The following is an 18,022-nucleotide window of genomic DNA, read 5'->3' as shown; positions in this document are numbered from 1 at the left end:
AGTGTAAGTTATTAAATTTTCGTTCTTTAAAAAGAGTAAATTCGCCCTTTTTCATCAATATAAACTGACCGATCTTGCCTAGTGCGGCCGTCTGATGTGGTGATGCGAACCGTCACAATGTTTTCCTTGGCATCAACGTTATAGTCGTATTTCAAAGTTGTGGTTCCTCCTTTGACATTAATCGGAATATTGGCAATGTCTCCGGTGCGGTTGCTGACGCGAACCATGATATTTTTGCTAGCTCCAACTGGCAAGGATGACAAGCCGACACCTGATTGACCGTATTCTAGGTTTAATCCGGTTTCATTTAACAGTCTCAGGGTAATGTTGCGAGTATAGTCAACCTGTGCTTGAGGTTGCCAAAATCCTGGTTTTGTACCGCCGTCAGTTGCAGGTTGAGATAATGCTGGATGGGGATGCAGACAGCCGAGGGCAGCAAGTATTGCTGCGGTTGCAATAATTTTTGATTTCACAAAAAAGCTCGGTAAGTGGGAAGCTCAGCGTATGAAAGACCTGAGAGGAAAACAACACGGGCGGTTTCAACCGCCTTGAATCTTTCTCTATCCATTTATGCATTACCGCCTTGGAGTTGCTTGATTTGGTGTACTTTTGTAATGTACTTAAGGGCAGGACAGTTACCGCCTCAAACCTTGCAACTCGCGATCGCATAATTTTTGCTCTTGTCGAGCCTCCCTTTCGGGGTAATGTTAGCTTGTCGGTCAATGTTATAAGAGCTTGTTAGGCTGAAAGCACTGCCTCAGTGACCCTAAGACTGTTTAACCTTCAGCGACAGAGCAGGGGACTAGCTTCGTATCCACAGGGTGTCGTGACTCAAATAACGTAGTCAGTTAAGACTTAGGCTGGTCAGCATAGCTTACTCGATCGCTCTTGCAAGCTCAGTCCCTTTAGGGCTGGGTTACTGACTGTTTCTACCTCCGGTTAAAGTGTCGGTGATATTTCTATGCTAGCTTGAAAATCTGATGTTTTTAATTGAGGATTTAGGTTTCCAAATGCGGTATCACTGAACCACTCAAGGATGGAAGGCAATATATCTATGCAGAAACCGGGTTTTTGTAATCATGGTTAAATATTGTTGCTGTTTGCATCGCAATAATAATTTTTGTGCTGGGCTGGCGGGATGCTGGTTAATTTTTAACGATCGCGCGCGCGGCATCTAGCAACAGGCGCTGTTCGGCGCGGGCGATCGCCCTGTAAGTCTGTTCTACAGTATCGACATTCACCGAAATAGACGAAATCCCCCACCGCACCAAGGATTCAACTATCTCGGGATACAAAGCTGGAGCATCGCCACAGATGGAACAAGGAATCCCCGCAGCCCTGGCTTGTTGGATTAATTGCTCGATCGCCCTCATTACTGCTCGATCGCGTCCGTTGAAACCACCTGCTACCTGTTGGGAGTTGCGGTGAATGCCTAACAGAAACTGAGTTAAATCGTTGGTGCCGATGGAAATTCCTTGAACTCCTGCTTTTACGTAATCTGGCAATAAAAATAATACCGAAGGAACTTCCGCCATAATCCATATTTGAAACTGGTCTGGTCGATTTTTCCAAATAGTTTCTAAGCGCTGGTGGCAGTAGACAAACTCGTCTACAGAGCGCATGAAAGGCAAAATTAAATTGACATTTGTATGACCTGACTCGCAGACTTTTTGAAGTACGGACAACTCCCAATCAAATAACTCCGGTTCAAAGGTATCGCCGAAACTGCCGTCGGCTCCTGACTCGCGCAAGTCGAGAGATCGATAAAATATAGGTCGCGGTGCTACCGCTGCTGCAAATAAGCTGAGGCAATCTGCCATGCGATCGACAAATTCCGATTGGCGACCATCTTGCAGCCAAATTTTGGGGTTTTGACAGTCCAAAGCTTCCAATGCCATCAATTCCGATCGCAATAATCCGATGCCGTCGATGGGCAGATTTCTGAGGCGATCGATCGAACTTGTTTGGCTGACATTAACCAGCAGTTGAGTTGCCGTTGGCGCGCCCCAAACTGATTCGGGAGATTCTGCCCGTCGAGGTAAGGATGCGGGATTGGACGATCGCTCTGATATTGAAAATTGGTGGTTGGCTATTGACATTTTTGCTGCTGTACTGTATGTATCCGCATTGTTTGGCGTTTCCTGAAGCGGGTTGCTGTCTGCTGTGTCGATCGCCGGATGTGGAGCGAGGGCAAAAACTTCTCCGCTATCGCCATCTACCAATACCGAATCCCCCGAGGCGATCGCGCGAGTCGCCCCGACAACTCCCACAACCGCAGGAATTCCCAATTCTCTCGCTAAAATGGCGCCGTGGCCTGTCATCCCTCCTTGTTCGGCAACTATCCCAGCAGCAACTTTCAACCAAGGCAGCCAATTCGGATCGATTGTGCGGGCTACCAAAATTCCTCCGGCTAAGAAGTCCGCGTTTTCTGGGTGGGAATTAGTCATAACTTGGGCAATTGCTTCGGCTTTTCCTGAGGCGGCGCCCAAACCCTTGAGGATAGCAGGAGTTCGCGTTTGGGCGATCGCTTTTTCCCGGGAGGGCGCCACTTGTTCCCGTTTAAAAAGACGCATTTGAGTAAAATAAAACTGCGGATCGCTACTGTTTGCTGTATGGTTTAGCGTCCACTCCAAGATTACATTACAGTCAAATTCGGCGATTACTTTTTGGCTCAATTCAATGAGTTTTTGCAATTGCGATTCCTCTAAAACGTATTCACTTTGCCATTTCTCTCCCAGCGTCAAAAGTTCTACGCAACTGCCAGCAAAATCGGGAATTAACAATGTAGAATTGGTGATTTTTCGGCTTTCCCAATTCCCGAGCAGCGGTTTTTTTTTCGGCTTCCCCTCCCCGGTTTTGAGATTGTATGCTAATGTTTTGTAACCGAGCCGCTGGAAGTTAACCGCCCCTGTTTCGGGCTGCACTTGATAGTAATCGGGGATGGTTTCTCCCCGAGCGAGGGACAGTCCCAAACCGCTGGTGGCTTGGATTTCCCAGGCTGCACCGCAGTTAGTTTTTACCTCGCCCGCGGCGATGGCTGGGGCGAGGGGCTGCACCAAAACTACGGGATTGATTTGCTGTATCTTCATGCCGCACCGCTGCCAGTAAAATAGACTTCTGGCTCTGAACAATTCTGCCCAAGCGCGTTTGAGTCCGGCTTCAATGGCTTCTGGTTCGGCACTTACTGCGTGAGATTCCAGGATTCCGGTTGTTTTCGGGTTCCAGGAAGTCAGGGAAGGGCGAAAAATTAAGGCTTGGGAGTTGAGCTGACAAACAGCAGACTCTAGGGTGGAGAGTAGTGCATCTGGCAGTTTGGCGGTGAGGATTTGGTGGCGGATGCTGCGAGCGATCGATTGCAGTTGTCTGGGTTCATCGACATTCAAGTGTAGCGAAGAGTGGGGCCAGTCAGCCAACAGCGGTTCTAGCCAGTCGATCGACTCTAAAAACTGCGAAAATGTTGTAGTCGGCACGACAAAACCCGGTACAGCGGGATGATTTTGGGCGAGTAAACAGCTTAAGTAAAATGCTTTTTCTCCCACTGCATCTCGGTCTGAAGGTTGAATTTTGTCTAGCCAGTAGAGATTTGTCACGCTGGGAGCCTGTCCTTGGAAACTGATTTAATTTTGATAGTTTTTCCCATTAATCACATACCACAATTTTACGATGAACGAGCGAAATTGGACGGGATTAGTCAAATCTTTTCTCAATCTATTTCTTAAGTCTAACTGTCCTCTTTGTCAGCGATCGGCTACCGAGGAGTTTTGTGGGTACTGCTACAAGCAACTTCAGCAATGTCAGCTACCCGATCCCGGTCGATTTTGGGCCTCCCAACAGCGTGTTTTTGTGTGGGGGGAGTACGGCGGGACTCTCAAACGGGCGATCGCAGCTTTAAAATATGAAGGAAATCCACAATTAGCAAAACCTCTCGGTGGCTGGCTGGCAGAATCTTGGCTGAGTTTTCCCGAATTAGCTATTGACAATTTAACAGTTGTACCGATTCCCATGCACAAATCAAAGGTCAAGGAACGGGGTTTCAATCAGGCGGAACTTTTGGCGGAAAGTTTTTGCGAGCTGACTGGTTTGCCTTTGCAGCGGCACGGTTTGGAGCGGGTGAAAAATACTCAGGCTTTATTCGCTCTGACAGCACAGCAGCGGCAAGCGGAAATGAAAGATGCTTTAATTTTGGGGAAAGATTTTCGGCGCCGTCTCCCGCGCAATCCAGTTTTGTTGGTTGATGATATTTACACTAGCGGTACTACTGTCAAGTCGGCAATTAAAACATTGAAAGAGTCGGGAATTGCGGTTTATGGAACTGTGGCACTTGCCAGTCCCCCTCGGCGCGATCGCTAAGCTGTTTTACTTTCAATTTTAAATATAGCCTTTCCAGCTTCCATAGGAGGTACTCATGGCCTCCGCGGTCTCTGCGGGCATACCTCACCACGCTTGAGAACCGCTATAATCTTATGCTGAAATGCTGTAGTGATTGACTGAGTTAACCTTTTATTATACCCTAATCAAGGGTAAAACAGCTTACTCCCTTCGGAAGAGCAAAGTTGCGCTGCTGCATTTCTTACCAGGTGAGGCACACTGAATCATTTGACTGTCAAGCTTTTTAGCTTTCACCACCTACCTTGCCAAACCGATAGCCACTGTATTTCCTTGTACCCAGATAACTAAACGTGAAAAAAAACAATGCTTAGTCCCGGATCTCAGCCCCCGAACCCACTCAATGATTGCCCTGAAAAAACTGTACTTTTCAAGGATAAAGTAATAGTAAAACTATTTAATTTGTTTTTTGAAATAGAGTTTTTCATCAAAGTTGCTATTGCTTGTACCCTGCTCCAGCAGTTAATTTATTGGCTCTCGAACAAAATCCATCTCGACTTTACCGCCGAGGTTTTACTGTACTGGTTGGTTGGGTCGGTTTCATTCTACAGCATCGGTATTGTTATTGAAAAAGTTCTTAAAACCAACGAGACTTGGTGGCAAAGATTCAATGTCAGAGTCAAGAAAGTGAAAGAACAACCGTTCCCTGCATTTACTGTTCGAGGAATCCTGGCCGGAGAAATTAAAAGTTTAGCAGCAGCAGCGATTATCCTGTACCTAGCTCCCGAAGTTCATCGAGGAAATAGCTGGCTCTTAAATCTTGAATGGTTCTTGATGAGAATAATTGCGGCGGATTTCTGCTTTTACGTTACCCATTGGCTCTTTCACAAAAAGTTCTTTCAGGAAATACATCTCAAACATCACGACTTCCTGGATTCATCGAGTTTTGTTGCCGGTCATAAAAGCCTGCTTGAATATGCTATCGTCACCGTTGCAGACGTTTTGCCTGTTTTTGTATTCGGATACGATATTGCTCAATTGTGCGCCTGGACTATTATCGGGAATGCTTACAACCTAGAAGGTCACAGTTCTCTGTCAATATTTTTCATTTCCTCGGATTTTCACGATCTCCACCACTCTCGGTTTAAGGGAAACTACGGCATTCAAGGATTTTGGGACAGGGTATTCAATACGCTAAACCATCCCACAAAAAAGCCCGGAATTATGTTCCCGGTGGCTTCTCTGGAAAAGAGCCTCCTCAAGCCGTCCTATAAGGGCATTGATGGTGGGAATTGAACCTCGACTCGTTCTGGTAGGGCGATCGCCGATCCAAAGCTTTCCTTAAGCTTTGATCGGTTCGGGATCTCGAAGACAAAGAGATGATTGCGCTAGCGATCGGGAAGTTTTTGAAGAATTCTGATACATCAACTACCTCATGATTGAGAACCCACACCTTCAAATATACTTCTAATACGTACTGCCGTTCGCAATTGATAGCGCGATTGAAACGGGATTGGCAGAATTTGATATAGCGGTTCTCAAGCATGGTGAGATATGCACTATGCCCACGGAGGCCACGCAGGCCACGCAGGCCATGAGTACCTCCTATGGGAACTCGAAATATAGGTCAATACCGTTTACTTAAGACCGCCCTGGGGGTAAATCGCTATGAAAAATATATACTGCGATTGCTTCGTTCCTCGCAATGACCATCTTAAGTCAACCGTATTGGGCTATAGGTTTGTAGTGGATGCACTTGCAACCTCAGAAACCGGGTTTCTATGAATATTTCTCGTCACTAAATCCAAAAACTCGTAGAAACCCGGTTTCTCGCCCCCCGCGAGTCGCCTCTGAAAGTGTCCGAAGTGTTGATTGATGATGATTTGCTAGCAAGATTTTTTTGGGGAAACGAACCGCGAAGACGCGAAGTCCGCGAAGGAAGAGAAAGAAGAGAGAGTTTAGGCGCCAAGCGGAAATTGCTGGCTGATGTTCCAGCGGCTGCCGTCGTGAAGCAGTAAGGTTAAGGCAGCGGCGGTAAACTGAAAGTGGAGTTCGCGCGCTGCGAATTCCAGCCAAGCCGTTTGAAAATTCTCCTCAGTTAAATCGCGAAACGCTACAGTCATGTGCGGTACAAATGGGCGAGTCTGAGAAATGCGATCGACAATTCCTAAATTTGCCGCGACATAACTCATCAAATCTGTTTGCATCTCCAGCAATTGGGGCGATTTGACAATATCCGCATAAATGACGCGGGGTGCGAAAGCGGCAAAACCGGATAGCGTAACGGGAATTGGGAGCCGATTTGCAGTAAAGGCCCTGAGACTTTCCTCTAATTGCGCCACATCCGCCGCAGGCCGTTCAAAGGGAGGTTGCAGTGTGATGTGGGGTGGCGAATTCAAAGCACCACGGCTGTTGTAGCGATCGGCAAAATACAGTTTAATCTCGGTAATCTGCTCTTGAATATCGTCTGGCGCCACTAAAGCTATAAAAAATCTTTGTTTTGACAGGTGCATGGGATAGCATCGAATTAAGGAAGGAATGGCCGAGTACGGGCGATCGAGTATTTCCTCAATGCCCCGCACCAAAACACCCATTCCCAATCTACAATCCAAAATCCCAAATCTAAAATCTAAAATTTAAAATGCCTTGGTTTGTCAAAATTGAGCAAGGAATTGTCGAAAAGCCTGTGTTTGACCAGCACGTGCCAGCTCACAGAGCTTATGTCCGAGATTTGATTTCTAAAGGACACCGAGCGAAAACTGGCTACTGGGCGAGGCGGGGCGGCGGTATGTTGATGTTTGAGGCGGCTTCGATGGATGAGGCAAAGGCGATCGTCGCTGAAGACCCGCTGGTGAAGAACGGTTGCGTTATTTATGAAATTTATCACTGGTGTGTGGTTGAAGAATAAATAACTGTGTTATACTCGTAAATGAACTGGATCCACGCGATTCCAACGCCCAAATCTTGTCAGGACCGGAAGGTAGCAGCAACACGGGATGCTTGTAATAGGCGTGGTCTCCGGTTCACCCAGTTTTATGAGGTGTAGTTCCTATGCCTGGTTTCGGAGATATTTTACAAAAAGCAGTTTACCTTGGTGTCGGGCTAGCTTCCTACGCTGGTGAAAAAGCTGGCAGCAAGTTAACTGAATTACGCACTGAAGCCCAAAAGCTGGCAGATGAATTGGTGAAGCGCGGTGAGATGTCAACAGAAGAAGCTCGTCGCTTTGTTGATGATATGGTGCAACAAGCTCAGCAGCAGCAACCACCTGTAGAAGCTGCTGGGGACAAAAAACCCGCTGAACCTCGGCGGATTGAAATTGTTTCTGAGGAAGAAGAAGTTTCTACAAAAGAAACTAAAGAAACCGGCGGCGTAGACAAGCTCCGCGAACAGGTACAGAATTTACAAGACGAATTGCGGCGGCTCAAGCGCGATTAAGCGAAAAAAGCTCGCGCAGCAAAGCAGGAAGGGAACTCAGGATAATAATCTTGAGTTCCCTTTTTGAATATCTTCTCTGTCAGATGTGGGTGGATATACCGCAATAGGTAATAGAATTGAGAGTAGGTGCGATAGCTTCGCTGGAGGCAGGCTGTACTTATCAAAAAATTGGGTTTAAAACCCCGTCCTTAAGGACGGCTTTAATTTTTTGGTAAATTTTACTGAGCCTGTTAGAATGGAATAGTAAAACAAACGACAAACAATGAAAGCAAGATTCCAATACAGATTCTATCCTACCACTCAACAACGCCAAAGTTTAGCGCAGTTGTTTGGTTGTGTGAGAGTTGTTTGGAATGATGCCTTAACTCAAAGCAAGTCAGGAAAATATCCCGGCTATAACACTCTATCCAAGTCTCTAGCTCTATCTAAAAAGACAGAAGAGAGAGCATGGTTAAAAGATGTGTCATCCGTGCCATTGCAGCAATCCCTCAAACAATTAGATGTTGCTTACAAAAACTATTTTGACTCCCTAAAAGGGAAGAGAAAAGGTAAAAAACTCGGTCAACCCAGGTTTAAAAAAAAGACTAACAGTCAATCTGCAACTTTTGTCAAATCGGGTTTCTCTATCAAAAGTGAGTCCGTGTATCTGGCAAAAATCGGAAATGTTAGTCCTATTTGGTCGAGACAACTGCCGTCAGACCCTAGCTCTGTCACAGTAATCAAAGATTGTGCCAACCGTTATTTCCTGAGCTTTGTTGTAGAGATTAATTCCGATATTGTCGAAGCTAAAAACCACAGCATCGGCATCGATCTGGGTATTAAAACCTTTGCAGTGATGAGCGACGGAACATCAGCTAAAAGTCCAAGCTACAAACAGTTAGACCGAAAAATTCGCAGACTGCAACGCAAGTTGGCAAGGCAGCCCAAAGACTCAAAGCGCCGAAACAAAACTCGCATTCAGATTGCGAAACAGTACAATCAAATTGGGGATACCCGTAAAGACTTTCTGCACAAACTATCGACCAAAGTTGTTAGTGAGAATCAAACTATTATTTTGGAAGATTTGAATGTGTCGGGCATGGTCAAAAATCGGAAACTGGCGAGAGCAATTAGCCAACAGGGATGGTACGAGTTTAGGGCTTTGTGCGAGGCTAAGTCTGAAAAGTTTGGCAGAGAGTTTAGGGTAATTAGTCGCTGGGAACCAACAAGTCAAATCTGTTCAAATTGCGGTTTTAGATGGGGGAAATTGGATTTAAAAATCCGCTCGGTTCAATGCTTGAATTGCGGTATCGAACACGATCGCGATGAGAATGCAGCCAAGAATATAAACAAAGTCGGGATAGGGCATTGCCACGACTCTAAACGGACACAGAGAGAAGGTAAGACCACTTGTGGCACATCTCCGTGAAGTGTCAAGAATCCCCGCGCGTTCACGCCGGGGAGTATGTCAACTGTTAAAGATTTTGCCATAGTAAGCCGTCAAATTTATGGAAGATTGGTCTAAAGATTTTTTTGAAGTCATGGAAAATGCTGTTTCTGAAGTAGAGCATTTTTTCACCGACATCGGCGAAGAGTTTGTCGAAATGCTGGACGTTTTGGCAAAAATTTCGGAAGAGTTTACAGAACAAGTACAAAATAACCTGATTGTTGAAGTTGATGGTTATTTAAATGAATTTGATGGTTATTTAAATGAATTTCTCGAACCAATAATCGAAATTTGCCGGGACTTTGAGCCTGATTTTGATGAGATAGATTCGTCGTTTGTGACTTATGTAGACCCTTCGCCAACGCAGCATCCGGTTTGTCGCGGTTGTATGAACTATCACGGTCAAGTTTACGGCGGAAATTTGTTGGTTTGTGCGATGCACCCTACTGGTGTGGAATCGGATAGTTGTCCTGATTGGGAAACTGACGGCGATGTTAATTTTTAAGAGTTTTTGAGGGTTTAATCGCTTATGCTAACGTCAATTCAGTCTCCGTCCAAGATTTCTCTGGAAGAGTTTTTGGTGCTTCCAGAAACGAAGCCGGCTAGCGAGTATGTTGATGGTCAAATTTATCAAAAAGCTATGCCACAAGGAAAACACAGCACACTGCAAACCCGTTTTGGGAATAGAATTAATCAGGTGGGAGAACCGCAAAAGTTAGCTTTTGCTTTTCCTGAACTGCGCTGCACTTTTGATGGACGTTCTATTGTTCCAGATATAGCAGTATTCGAGTGGTCTCGGATTCCTCTGAATGCTAATGGAAAAATTGAAAATATCTTTCAAATTGCACCGGATTGGATAATTGAGATTTTATCGCCGGATCAAAGTTCCAGTCGCGTAATTAACAAAATTTTGTTTTGTCTCAAAAATCAGACTAAACTGGGGTGGCTGATTGACCCGGAAGAACAATTAGTAATTGTTTTTCAACCGCAGCAGGAACCTGAAATTAAAGAGAATGAAGATGTTTTACCTGTACTCCATGTGCTGTCGGATTTGCAACTGTCCGCGGCAAATTTGTTCGATCTGTTAAGTTTTAATTAGAAATGAGTTACAGTTGAATCAGGATAAAGTTGCATCTAACGGCATTTAAAGGTGAATCACTTAACAGCCAATAATTCGGAATTTGGGTTCCCGAGGATGCCGCCATCGCTGCAATTGCGACAGTATCAGCAACAGGCGGTGGATAATTGGTTTGCAAATCAGGGACGCGGTACGCTGAAGATGGCGACGGGTAGCGGCAAGACGATTACTGCACTGGCGATCGCCACTGAATTATACAATAAAATTAACCTTCAAGTCCTGCTCGTAATTTGCCCGTACTGCCATCTGGTGAATCAGTGGGCGCGCGAATCGGAGAAATTTGGTTTAAAACCTATTTTAGCTTTTGATAGCGCCCGCAGTTGGCAAAAAAAGCTGGCTGCTGGTTTGTATGAAGTGCGATCCTCTTCGAGGGCTTCGCTAACGGGCGATCGCGCATTTCTCACAATTATCACAACTAACGCTACATTAATGTTGGATAGTTTGCGATCGCAAATCCAGTATTTCCCCGAAAAAGCCCTAATTATTGGAGACGAAGTACACAACCTAGGCGCGCCTCGTTTAGGAGAAAGTTTACCGCGCAACATTGGGCTCCGCCTCGCCCTTTCTGCCACCCCAGAAAGACACTTCGACGAACAGGGAACTGAAGCTATCTTAGATTATTTCGGCCCTGTTTTGCAGCCCGAACTCACCTTAGCCGACGCCATCCGCCAAAAAGCATTAGTACATTATTTATACTATCCGATTTTAGTCGAATTGACCGAATCCGAAACCCGCAAATATTCCTACTTAACTAAAAAAATTGGTTGGGCGCTGTCGGGGGAGGAAAAAGTAGAAGAAAACGATGCTTTAACAACCTTATTAATGCAGCGGGCTAGGTTGATTGGGGCGGCGGCTAATAAATTAACAGCGTTGCGAGAACTAATGATGCACCGTCTCGACACATCGCATACATTATTTTACTGCGGCGACGGTGCGATCGAAGCAGGTGCGCGCCGCAGCAATCACCGCCAACTCACAGAAACCACAAAATTATTGGGTTCAGAATTAGGCTATCGAGTTAACACTTATACCGCGGCGACTCCCTTAGCAGAAAGAGAAAGATTGCGCCAACAATTTGAGAGTGGAGAATTGCAAGGTTTAGTCGCGATTCGCTGTTTAGATGAAGGCGTTGATATTCCAGCAATTCGCCATGCTGTAATTTTAGCAAGTAGCAGCAATCCGCGCCAGTTTGTTCAGCGCCGAGGACGAATCTTGCGGCCGCATCCGGGGAAAGAAAGGGCAACTTTATTTGATATGATAGTTTTGCCTCCAGATTTGGGTCGAGAAAGTTTAGAAGTCGAGCGTAACTTGCTGCGAAAAGAGTTAAAGCGCTTCCTGGAATTTGCCGATTTAGCTGACAATGCTGGGGAAGCTAGGGTCAAATTGGTGCAAATTCAAAAACGTTACGGATTGTTGGATATTTGACATTTATTCAGGTTCGGTTTATCTTAAAAAGATATAATTATTCGATCGCGGTTTGAGTTGCTAATTTGATTCGCGGACGCACCCAGACTCCAGAGACCCGGTTTCTTCGTAGATTTTCCGTGAGGGGAGAGCAAAACTCGTAGAAACCGGGTTTCTCGCCATGCAGAACCCCTATATTTTTTAATATTTGCAATAAAATAAGTAAATCCACCTAATTCAACGTCAAATACAGATAACTCAAAAGCAAACTCTATAAGCATTCTTCCTTCTTTCTTCTTCCTTCTTCCTTCTTCCTTCTTCCTTCTTCCTTCTTCCTTCTTCCTTCTTCCTTCTTCCTTCTTCTTATGACTGAAAATATGAATGAAAATCTGGTTATGGCTTTTAGATATGGAGATAGTGCGATCGCACCCGTACCGATCGCTATTTTAGCAGAAAAGCGTTCCAGCTATCATACTGACAAAGACTTGAGCGACGTACAGCAACCAATTACCAGCGCACCGCCGGAAGTCAGACAAATTATCGAGCGCGTATTGGAACTGGAAAAAGATAAACTATATATGAGAGTTCCCCGCTATATTAGCGATGACATTTTGAAAATAATTAAGGAAGCGGTTCTATGAAATTAATGTCAATTGTTCTGTGCAATTTTCGGCAATTTTACGGCCAAACTCCCGAAATTAAGCTAGCTTGGGGCGAACAAAACATCACAGTAATTCATGGCAATAACGGCGCCGGAAAAACAGCTTTAATGAACGGCTTTACTTGGGTGCTGTATGAAAAATTCAGCGCAGCTTTTGCGGTGGGAGAACAATTAGTCAATAAACGCGCCCTTGCGGAAGCCAAATCTGGCAAAAAAGTAGATTGTTGGGTAGAGATTATTTTTGAACATGACACAAGTCGCTATAAAGTAAGACGTGCTTGCCGCGTTTATAAAGGTGAAAATAATGTAGAACATGGCAAGAACGAATTATTCTTGCAAATATCAAAAGATGACGGGCGCTGGATGCCGTCAGCGCAGCATCCAGACGATATTATCGGGCGGATTTTGCCGGAAAGTCTGCATCAATATTTCTTTTTTGATGGAGAACGAATCGAGCAAATTGTCCGTCACGACAAGAAAGAAGAAATTGCTGAAGCTACAAAGGAATTGCTGGGAGTAGAGGTATTGAGTCGATCTATCCGACATTTGGGAGAAGCCAAAAAGTCTCTAGAAAATGATTTAAAAACGATTGGCGGTTCCGAAATCAAGAAACTTTTAAAAGAAAAGCAAAAGCTTCAAGAAGAAAAAGATAAACTTTTACAAAAGCAAGTAGAAGTTGAGAAAGAATTGACCAACCAAGGTGAATTAAAAAAAGTAGTAAATGCTAGTTTGCTGGAACTCAGTGGTTCTGCTGAGTTGCAAAAATTGCGGAATGAATTAGAAATGCAGCAAACTTTGCTTAAACAACAAAATGCTACCCATTTAGATGCTATAAAAAGAGAAATTTCTGTGCGCGGTTATACGATATTTATGTCGGATGTGGCGGCTGAATTTGAAACGCTCATCGCTGATTTGCGGGAAAAAGGCGAGTTGCTTTCGGGGATTCAACGGCCATTTTTGGAACAGTTATTAGTACAGCAGCGGTGTATCTGCGGTGCCCAATTGGTGGAGGGTTCAGAAGCTTGCAAAAATGTCACGGGTTGGATGAATAAAGCCGGTGCTGGGGATGTGGAAGAAACTACGATCCGAATTAGCGATCGCATAAATGAGATCGATCGCCAAATAGCTGATTTTTGGGACGAAATCGATCGCCAACAAAGCAACATCAGTCGCGGTAGATCCGAACTTTCTCGCGTGGAAAGCCAGTTAGACGACATTCATACCAAGCTAAAAAACTTCCCTAACGGCGATGTCAGTCGCTTGCAAAAGCGTTTGGATGAGATTGAGGCAAAAATTGGCGATTTGCACCGAGAAACAGGCTCTAACCAGCAGCAGATTGAGAGTTTGACTGCCCAGATAGTCGCTTTGGACAAGCAAATCGACAAGCAGCAACTGAATGAGGAAAAGCAAGTGTTGGCCCAGCGCCGGATTGCTGCGTCTCAGGATGCGATCGATCGCCTGACAGAAGTGCGATCGCGTTTAGAAAAACAGTTTTGTTCTCATTTAGAAAAGCGAGTGCAAGATATTTTTAGTCAAATTTCTTTTACTCCTTACATCCCCAAATTGAGCGATAAATACGAACTAACCCTAGTAGAAAATACCTCAGGCAAAGAATCTCTAGTCGCCGCTTCGACGGGAGAAAATCAAATCCTCAGTTTGTCATTTATCGGTGGGATTATTGAGGGCGTGCGCGAGTGGAGTCAAAAAAATACTTTGATGGGCCCGGATAGCAGTACCTTTCCCATTGTCATGGATTCTCCCTTTGGCAGTTTAGACGAGATTTATCGCAAACAAATTGCGAATAAACTGCCAAAGCTAGCGAATCAACTCATAGTTTTGGTAACGAAAACTCAGTGGCGCGGAGAAGTAGCCCAAGAGATGGAAAGTGCGATCGGTAAGGAATACGTACTGGAGTACAATTCTCCTAAAGCTGATTGCCAAGAAGATTCAATCTACCTAGGCGGGATGCGCTATGCTTTAGTTAAGCGCAGTCCCGATGAATTTGAATATACAAAAATTGTAGAGGTGGATTATGGCTTTTAGTTCGGCAATTACGCAGGTTTTGGAAACAGATATTTGGGTGAAAGCGACATGGGAAGAGTTTCTAGCCTTCACTGAGGATTCAGCTTGGGAAAAAGGCAAGTTTTATTACGATCGAGAACAAATGAGGGTAGAAATGTCACCAGTAGGGCCATTGCACGCGCGTCATAATTCAATTATCCCGTATGTAGTTATTCTGTTTGCTGCATTGAGAAATATCCGAGTAGTTCAATTTGCTAATGCCAGTTTCCGCAAAACAGGTATTCGTGAGTTTCAACCCGATCTAGCTTACTACATCGGTTCGGATTTGAGGGTTCCTCCTAATGACAGTAATTCACCTGTTAATTTGAATGAATACGATCCGCCTAATTTGGTAATAGAAATTGGCGCATCTTCTTTTAGTGATGATTTGGGTAACAAGCGGTTGCTTTATGAAGACGCAGGAATTAGCGAATATTGGGTTGAACGTGCAAACACGCGGGAGGTTTTTGCCTTTGCAATTAATGGCGGAGGTAGTGGCAGAATTCAACAGTCGCGGGTTTTACCTGGGCTAGAAATCGCGTTAGTTGAGGAAGCTTTGAATCAAAGTCAAACTCAAGATGATGGAGAAATTAATCGCTGGTTGATTCAAAATTTTAGTCAAGGTTGAAGGAAGTTTGATATGGAAAAAAAGTATTATAAGTTGGTGCGCGATCGCATTCCTGACATTATTCGCGAAAGCGGGAATGAATGCGAAACTGCTGTTTTGTCAGATGAAGAATATCGTCAAGCTTTGCGGCAGAAATTGATTGAGGAAGCTGCGGAAGTGGCGGCGGCTGACGGGGAGAATTTGATAAGGGAATTGGCTGATTTGTATGAGGTGATAGATGCGCTGATGGCGAGTTATGGTATTTCGGGCGATCGCATTTTAAACGCACAAGCCAAGCGCCGGGAAAACAGGGGCGGTTTTGCACAAAAAATTATGCTGTTACGAACATTCTAAACAGTTGACAGTTGACAGTTGACAGTTGACAGTTGACAGTTGACAATTGATAGTTGACAGTTACCAATTCCAATTACCAAATGGCTGCTAACAGAATTAGAATTGCTAAAGACAAAGCCGAATTAGTTAAATCCTTAACTTTATCCGACAACAAAACCGGGCCTTTCCAGACTTACGCCGATGTCATCGCCTTCGCCGCCTCCTTGGGAAATAAGCGGAAAAAACGATCGCCCTTAGGGGAAATTTCCAAACGCGAACCCGGTTCAATCGATGTTGATATTTTTGTATCCAGGGGCTACGATATGGCAATCAAGCTAATTGCGATCGCCGAAACCAAAAATCCGCAAATTCTCTCCCATCTCGACGAAAAATCAGAGGCAGAACGCTTGCAAATTTTTGAAGAATATGCTAATGGCGGCCTGGAAATTTTGCGAGAAGAATTTCGTGGCGCGGCCGATTATACCGATCGCCTTTTATTGTTCTTAATTTCTGAAAGGGACAATAAACATCGGTCAAATGAAGAATTCGATTTAAGCAAATTTTTATTCTGAATTAACTGAATCATGATTCATAAATACTTAAAAAAAGCTGTAAATTTTTTCGCTTACAGCTACTCAGCATTCATTCTCTGCTATTTGATTCTACGACTGATATTTTGGGATCGGCTGTGGATTGTGGCTTTTATTGGCACTTTCACTCCGTTAATTTTATTGCCAATTTTATTTTTACCCGTACTAGCATTTTCAATTATCAAAAACCGCTGGTTCTCTATTATTTCATCAATTGCCTGCATTCTACTCCTAAGCTGGCTGCACCTCAAATACTTTTCCCCCGAATCAACAACAAGCATCGCCAATTCCCAGCCCAGCCTGAAAATATTATCGCATAACGTCGGTTGGCACGCAACTCAGCCACAAACTTTAGTTAAACTGATAAACCAACAACAACCGAACTTAATATTTTTACAAGAAACCGTTCGCAAACATAGCGCAGCTTTCACTTCGTTAAAAACAGAATATCCCTATCAAATAGACACTCCACCTGTAGCAATTCTCAGTAAATATCCAATTGTATCCAGCGAAATCTTGCACTTAGCCAACCATCCAGAAACGCAGCAGCGGGCAATAATTAAATTTGCAGGGGAAGAGATAGTCATTTACAATATGCAAGCAACCGGGCCGTGGGTTAAAATGTATCAAATATTGCCATCTATCAAAATCCCAGTTTACAAATACAAACAACGTTTTCCCGAAATTCAAGATTTAGTAGAGCGAATTGGGCAAGAAACTTTGCCAGTAATTGTCGCCGGCGATTTTAACATGACAGACGAATCTCAAGACTATGACAGCGTGCAGAAAGTTTTGCAAGATGCTTTCCTCAAATCAGGGTTTGGGTTTGGTTTTACCTGGCCTCACGGTTTCTTTGCGAAAAGAATTAACTTGAACTTAACTTATCCGGTTTGTCGCATTGATTATATTTGGCATTCAAAGCATTGGGGCGCTCAATCGAGTTCCGTTTTACCAGCAACGGAGTCCGATCATTTACCTGTAGCAGCAGAATTAATTTTGTTAAAGTAAGCAAGATTGTGACAAATGTTTTATACTATTAAAATCGAGAGGCACACCCAATGCAAATTACCCTCACCATCCCGATCGCCTAGAACAGCAGCTTCTTGAGAAAGCTAGCCAACTCAACTTACCGATCGAAACCCTGATTTTGCAATCCCTAGGTCAACTGTTTGAAGAAGATGAAGAGGATCTATCTAAAGAAGATATCCTCAACAGCCTCCTGATTGCGATCGCAGGAAGTAGAAGAGGGCAAAGTTCATCCGATCGCAGAACTTTAGGATGGTATTGATGTCTGAACTATCATTATTCAGGTTCTATTGTCAGATCAATTGAGCAACTAGCACATACTTTTAAAAGTATCAATTTAACAAGATTTTACTTTTGAAGCTAGTCAATATCAGTCTGCAATCGCGAGTCCCGAAATTCTAGAAAATTCCTTGACATTGTGGGTAACGAGAGTCCCTTGAAGGGCTACGGCTGTCCCTGCAATCAAAACATCGATGGGGCCGATGGGAGTACCTTGTTGCTCCAACTGGGCGCGAATTATAGCAGCCGCAAGAGCAGCATCGCGATCGAAAGCAATAACGCTAACTCGGCTCAAAAGTTGCTGAAGTTGTTGAGTGCGTTTGGCTGGGGAATTGGATTTAGCAATGCCGACTTGCAACTCAAAAATAACGATCGCAGAAATGACTATTTCCTGAGGAGAAACATTAGCAATGTTTTGAGCAACTTGTCCCTGACCTTTGAAATAGTAGATCAAGGTGTTTGTATCCAAAACGTACATTTACAAACTCTCCCGCAAAATGTCTTGTCCAGATTCAGCACGAATATCCTCGATGGATGGAAAATCTTTTCCCCAAGTTCCAGCCAGGGAAAAAACAAATTCAGCCCAAGGAATCGGAGAGTCTACGGTGTCTGTTTGTTGATTCGCGCTCAAATGCTTAGCACAGACAAATTCAGCGAAAGTGAGGATTTCACTAGCTTGGTCTTTGGGAAGGATTTTGGCGATCGCATAAATCTGTTCAGCGATGGTCATAATCTG

General features: G+C 44.3%; 20 protein-coding genes and 1 other RNA gene. 16 read left to right on the top strand and 5 right to left on the bottom strand.

What is annotated here, in order from left to right:
• Positions 1-26 precede the first annotated feature (26 nt).
• On the bottom strand, positions 27-473 hold the full coding sequence (locus JGK11_RS00245; RefSeq protein ID WP_293190643.1) for a hypothetical protein: 447 nt from the start codon (positions 471-473) through the stop codon (positions 27-29).
• Positions 474-1,145: 672 nt separating this feature from the next.
• Complete coding sequence (locus JGK11_RS00240; protein ID WP_293210156.1) at positions 1,146-3,590, bottom strand: putative PEP-binding protein; 2,445 nt, start codon at positions 3,588-3,590, stop codon at positions 1,146-1,148.
• Between the two features lie 73 nt (positions 3,591-3,663).
• Between JGK11_RS00240 and JGK11_RS00235 the strand changes: the two genes are divergently transcribed.
• A complete protein-coding gene (locus JGK11_RS00235) occupies positions 3,664-4,350 on the top strand; it encodes a ComF family protein (protein WP_293179257.1) in 687 nt (228 codons plus the stop codon).
• A 342-nt stretch (positions 4,351-4,692) separates the two neighbouring features.
• A complete protein-coding gene (locus tag JGK11_RS00230; RefSeq protein WP_293179259.1) occupies positions 4,693-5,622 on the top strand; it encodes a sterol desaturase family protein in 930 nt (309 codons plus the stop codon).
• 662 nt (positions 5,623-6,284) lie between these two features.
• Here JGK11_RS00230 and JGK11_RS00225 read toward each other — a convergent pair.
• Positions 6,285-6,938: a 2'-5' RNA ligase family protein gene (locus tag JGK11_RS00225; RefSeq protein WP_366053240.1), complete on the bottom strand. Its 654-nt coding sequence runs from the start codon at positions 6,936-6,938 to the stop codon at positions 6,285-6,287.
• 29 nt (positions 6,939-6,967) lie between these two features.
• Between JGK11_RS00225 and JGK11_RS00220 the strand changes: the two genes are divergently transcribed.
• The 14 genes from JGK11_RS00220 to JGK11_RS00155 all read left to right on the top strand — a co-directional run bounded on the left by JGK11_RS00220 (position 6,968) and on the right by JGK11_RS00155 (position 17,269).
• On the top strand, positions 6,968-7,234 hold the full coding sequence (locus tag JGK11_RS00220; protein WP_293179261.1) for a YciI family protein: 267 nt from the start codon (positions 6,968-6,970) through the stop codon (positions 7,232-7,234).
• 23 nt (positions 7,235-7,257) lie between these two features.
• An RNA gene (gene ffs, locus JGK11_RS00215) (signal recognition particle sRNA small type) lies at positions 7,258-7,354 on the top strand.
• Between the two features lie 23 nt (positions 7,355-7,377).
• On the top strand, positions 7,378-7,761 hold the full coding sequence (locus JGK11_RS00210) for a hypothetical protein (protein WP_293179263.1): 384 nt from the start codon (positions 7,378-7,380) through the stop codon (positions 7,759-7,761).
• Positions 7,762-8,023: 262 nt separating this feature from the next.
• Positions 8,024-9,169 (top strand): transposase, encoded by a 1,146-nt coding sequence (locus JGK11_RS00205; protein ID WP_293190646.1) that lies wholly within the window; start codon positions 8,024-8,026, stop codon positions 9,167-9,169.
• A gap of 79 nt (positions 9,170-9,248) precedes the next feature.
• Positions 9,249-9,692: a hypothetical protein gene (locus JGK11_RS00200; RefSeq protein ID WP_293179265.1), complete on the top strand. Its 444-nt coding sequence runs from the start codon at positions 9,249-9,251 to the stop codon at positions 9,690-9,692.
• Positions 9,693-9,716: 24 nt separating this feature from the next.
• On the top strand, positions 9,717-10,286 hold the full coding sequence (locus JGK11_RS00195; protein WP_293179267.1) for a Uma2 family endonuclease: 570 nt from the start codon (positions 9,717-9,719) through the stop codon (positions 10,284-10,286).
• Positions 10,287-10,382: 96 nt separating this feature from the next.
• A complete protein-coding gene (locus tag JGK11_RS00190; protein WP_293190666.1) occupies positions 10,383-11,750 on the top strand; it encodes a DNA phosphorothioation system restriction enzyme in 1,368 nt (455 codons plus the stop codon).
• A gap of 356 nt (positions 11,751-12,106) precedes the next feature.
• Positions 12,107-12,370, top strand: coding sequence for a hypothetical protein (locus tag JGK11_RS00185; RefSeq protein ID WP_325315890.1), 264 nt, complete (start codon positions 12,107-12,109; stop codon positions 12,368-12,370).
• Positions 12,367-14,433 carry an AAA family ATPase gene (locus tag JGK11_RS00180; protein WP_293190647.1) on the top strand — a complete coding sequence of 689 codons (2,067 nt, stop codon included), beginning with the start codon at positions 12,367-12,369 and terminating at the stop codon, positions 14,431-14,433. Before JGK11_RS00185 ends, JGK11_RS00180 begins: the two co-directional genes overlap by 4 nt.
• A complete protein-coding gene (locus JGK11_RS00175; RefSeq protein ID WP_293210154.1) occupies positions 14,423-15,079 on the top strand; it encodes a Uma2 family endonuclease in 657 nt (218 codons plus the stop codon). Before JGK11_RS00180 ends, JGK11_RS00175 begins: the two co-directional genes overlap by 11 nt.
• A gap of 12 nt (positions 15,080-15,091) precedes the next feature.
• Positions 15,092-15,412: a nucleoside triphosphate pyrophosphohydrolase gene (locus JGK11_RS00170; RefSeq protein ID WP_293205986.1), complete on the top strand. Its 321-nt coding sequence runs from the start codon at positions 15,092-15,094 to the stop codon at positions 15,410-15,412.
• A gap of 80 nt (positions 15,413-15,492) precedes the next feature.
• Positions 15,493-15,963, top strand: coding sequence for a DNA phosphorothioation-associated protein 4 (locus JGK11_RS00165; RefSeq protein ID WP_293179324.1), 471 nt, complete (start codon positions 15,493-15,495; stop codon positions 15,961-15,963).
• Between the two features lie 12 nt (positions 15,964-15,975).
• Entirely contained in the window at positions 15,976-16,989 is a 1,014-nt protein-coding gene (locus JGK11_RS00160) for an endonuclease/exonuclease/phosphatase family protein (protein WP_293198217.1), read from the top strand.
• Positions 16,990-17,128: 139 nt separating this feature from the next.
• Entirely contained in the window at positions 17,129-17,269 is a 141-nt protein-coding gene (locus JGK11_RS00155) for a hypothetical protein (protein ID WP_293179285.1), read from the top strand.
• A gap of 108 nt (positions 17,270-17,377) precedes the next feature.
• Here the strand turns inward: JGK11_RS00155 and JGK11_RS00150 are convergent, their stop codons facing one another.
• Both JGK11_RS00150 and JGK11_RS00145 read right to left on the bottom strand, forming a co-directional pair.
• Positions 17,378-17,764, bottom strand: coding sequence for a type II toxin-antitoxin system VapC family toxin (locus tag JGK11_RS00150; protein ID WP_293210152.1), 387 nt, complete (start codon positions 17,762-17,764; stop codon positions 17,378-17,380).
• The gene (locus tag JGK11_RS00145; RefSeq protein WP_293190650.1) at positions 17,765-18,016 is read right to left on the bottom strand and encodes a DUF2281 domain-containing protein; all 252 of its coding nucleotides are present in this window, start codon (positions 18,014-18,016) and stop codon (positions 17,765-17,767) included.
• Between the last annotated feature and the right edge of the window lie 6 nt (positions 18,017-18,022).

It is taken from the genome of Microcoleus sp. PH2017_34_RAT_O_A (assembly GCF_020737885.1).
In the GTDB taxonomy this organism is placed as follows: Bacteria; Cyanobacteriota; Cyanobacteriia; order Cyanobacteriales; family Microcoleaceae; genus Microcoleus.
This window is presented reverse-complemented; position numbering and strand designations above follow the sequence as displayed.